General features: G+C 37.9%; 3 protein-coding genes. 1 reads left to right on the plus strand and 2 read right to left on the minus strand.

Translation table 11 applies throughout. The annotated features are described in order from the left end of the window. Window positions 1-347: ATP-binding protein (locus ABY905_RS16005; protein ID WP_372645678.1), on the plus strand; the 347-nt coding region annotated here is incomplete at its 5' end. 796 nt (window positions 348-1,143) lie between these two features. Here the strand turns inward: ABY905_RS16005 and ABY905_RS16010 are convergent. Together ABY905_RS16010 and ABY905_RS16015 are read right to left on the minus strand one after the other, a co-directional pair. Then, entirely contained in the window at window positions 1,144-1,794 is a 651-nt protein-coding gene (locus ABY905_RS16010; protein WP_372645680.1) for a hypothetical protein, read from the minus strand. Window positions 1,795-1,946: 152 nt separating this feature from the next. Beyond that, the gene (locus tag ABY905_RS16015) at window positions 1,947-2,690 is read right to left on the minus strand and encodes an SPFH domain-containing protein (protein ID WP_372645682.1); all 744 of its coding nucleotides are present in this window, start codon (window positions 2,688-2,690) and stop codon (window positions 1,947-1,949) included. Window positions 2,691-2,798: the final 108 nt, after the last annotated feature.

Raw genomic sequence — 2,798 nt, forward strand, 5'->3', positions numbered from 1 at the left:
CTGATGATCTATCGATTGAGGCTGATGAAAAACTCTTGGTTCAGGTTTTGGTCAATCTGATTCAGAATGCCCAACATGCCATTAGCGATAAGGGAATCATACAGGTGATTGCCTGTAGAGCGAGTGAGGAACAGACCCTGATTAGAATCATAGATAATGGTATGGGTATCAAATCAGAAGATATCAAGAATATTTTTGTGCCCTTTTTTACAACACGTGAGAATGGTTCTGGTATTGGACTCAGTGTCACGCGTCAGATCATCTGTCTGCATCATGCTAAAATCTCAATGGAGTCTGTATATGGGGAAGGCTCGCAAGTAGAGCTTAGTTTTCCGGCTTACAAATAATGAGCCTTTATTTTTTTAGACGCAGATTTATTAAGATGAAATATGATTGAAGCTAATTAGTCATTATCGATTAGTGATGAATAATTGGATGATTAAAATGATTTCCCGCAGATTGCGCGGATGATCGCAGAAATAAAATGAATCGTTTGGCACTGATTTAAAATGTCAGGTTATACAAGCCCCAAAGGGGTGAGATCGATTAGCAAAGGGGAAAGCCCTTTGTAAATTGATGATTGTTTTTTTTAAGCCCTGAAAGGGTGAGATAATCTATCGAAAACCCAATAAATAAGTGAACTTGATTATTGACTTTTGTAGGTGTAAAATGCAAAACCAGAAAAAAAATGATGTTCCCGACGCAACCTTTTTGCCATTCTACAGTCTAAGATAAAAACTATAATAAGTTTTTATCTATTTTAATGGGGTTAAAATAGGTGGGTGTGGTCGATAGGCTGCACCTTTTTTTTTTGAGTTTATTTGGGATTGTCACGATAAGAAGAGGAATTAGTCGAACTGTAATATCATGAAAAAAAGGAACGAGTTGACGCAACCTTTATGGCATTCTCTCATCATAATTAAAGTTAAAAAGATTTGTATTTGCAATTGTCCAAAATTTGCAAGAATTGTTTAAGTAAAACTTTTATACAGTTGTAACTAAAATATGCCATTCTATTTACCTGTAAAGAGTTTTATTATCTATTTTAATTTGGGGTTAAAATAGGTAGGTGCAGTCGTGAGACTGCACCTTTTTATCTTAATTCACTGTCCTTGTAAATATAGCAACTCCATATATATAAGATTACTTTTTCCCTTTTTTCAAAATAAGCTCACCCGTACTGAAAAAATCGGTATGCCACACATCATCACCTTTATGTCTCCAATCATCAGTTGGCAAGTGGACGTATGCATTTGTTTTTGCCATACCTGTTGCGCCTTCAAAACGTCCCGTACCCCCATCAAAATACATGTCGTCGTTAAACCTCATGCTGTAGAAATTCGAATTGTCTTCTAAGTTTGGGATAACAGTACCAATTGGAATCGTAACATATAACTCATCTCCATTGGCAGCTACGAATACGCCTTCGGTTTCCCAATATTCTCCAGTTGCGGTGTTATTGCAAAAAGTCATGACAGTCGTGATTTTTCCCAGATGATTAATGACGCCACTTCCTTTCATAGTAATATTAAATGTGGGCATTTCACCACAGGATCGATCATTAGGATCGGTATGGTTCCAAACCGTAAAATTCGCTTTAAAAGGAATAGTTACGCTTAATTCTCCATCGTCCAGAGTCGCACCATATTCAGTGCTTTTCAGATTGCCGAGGGCGCTCATCTCTTCGGCACTTTTCAGATTGTCATCTGTGTTAACATCTTCGGTATTCTCACTGCAAGCAGCCACCAGAGCCAGGCAGACCAAAACAAACAATAATTCTTTAAATTTTTTCATAATCATGAATTTTAGGTGAAACATGAAAATCGGGACTATTTAATCAATACAATTTCCAGAGAAAATGATGGTAGAATTTATAATTATCTTGTCAATCATCCTAAAAAAGACAGTTTGACCTTAGCTTAAATAAAATATGAGGATCTTGTCTTTTACTCATCCTTTTTGGTATTTCTTGGCAATACCTCCTCTGGGAATGGGAAAAGGATGGTTGAGTTCTTTTCAGCAGCAATATTGGCCAGAGTTTGATACAGCCTTAGCTTGATGGCTGAGGGGGATTTATCGATGAGTTTACCCGCGGCTAATAAGTTCTCAGCAGCTTGTTCCTCGGCAAGGGCAAGAATGATTCGGGCACGACGAGACCGCTCTGCTTCGGCTTGATTGGCCATCATGCGTCTCATATTTTCGGGCAATTGAATATCTTTAATTTTCACGTCGATAATGATGATACCCCATGATTCGGTTTCCTTTTCGACAATACGTTTGATATTTTTACCTATCTCTTCTCGTTTCGATAGGATGGTATCCAGTTCCACCTTACCACAAACATCCCTTAAGGCGGCCTGAGCCAATTGCATAATGGCAAACTTATATTCTTCAACTTCCAGAACGGCTTTCTCAGGATCGATAATCTTAAAAAAGACAACCCCATCGATACTACAAGGCACATTGTCTTCAGTCATCACCTCCTGGGAGTCGATATTGATGGTGATCACACGGATATCTACAATCTGTATGGTTTCTACCAATGGAATTATCCACCTGAATCCAGGTTGGAGCGTATTAATGTATTTACCAAATCGGAATTTGAGGGCTCTTTTGTATTCGAAAATGATTCGAATACCACTCAGCAGGAAGACGATAAATCCAAGGCTAAAAAGAATTAGAGGGTTCATAAGGCTTGTTTTTAGATGATTGACAAACTTTATGTATGGGGCGGAGGACTCTATTGTAAATTTACGAAAAACAGAGAGCTGAGGCAAAAATAGTTTTGATGCAATTCC

It is taken from the genome of Ancylomarina sp., from assembly GCF_041555295.1.
GTDB lineage: Bacteria > Bacteroidota > Bacteroidia > Bacteroidales > Marinifilaceae > Ancylomarina.

Bases quoted from the DNA above. Each gene is read 5' to 3' on its own strand.
- ABY905_RS16010 (WP_372645680.1), bottom strand. From the start codon at position 1,794: ATGAAAAAATTTAAAGAATTATTGTTTGTTTTGGTCTGCCTGGCTCTG.
- ABY905_RS16015 (WP_372645682.1), bottom strand. From the start codon at position 2,690: ATGAACCCTCTAATTCTTTTTAGCCTTGGATTTATCGTCTTCCTGCTG.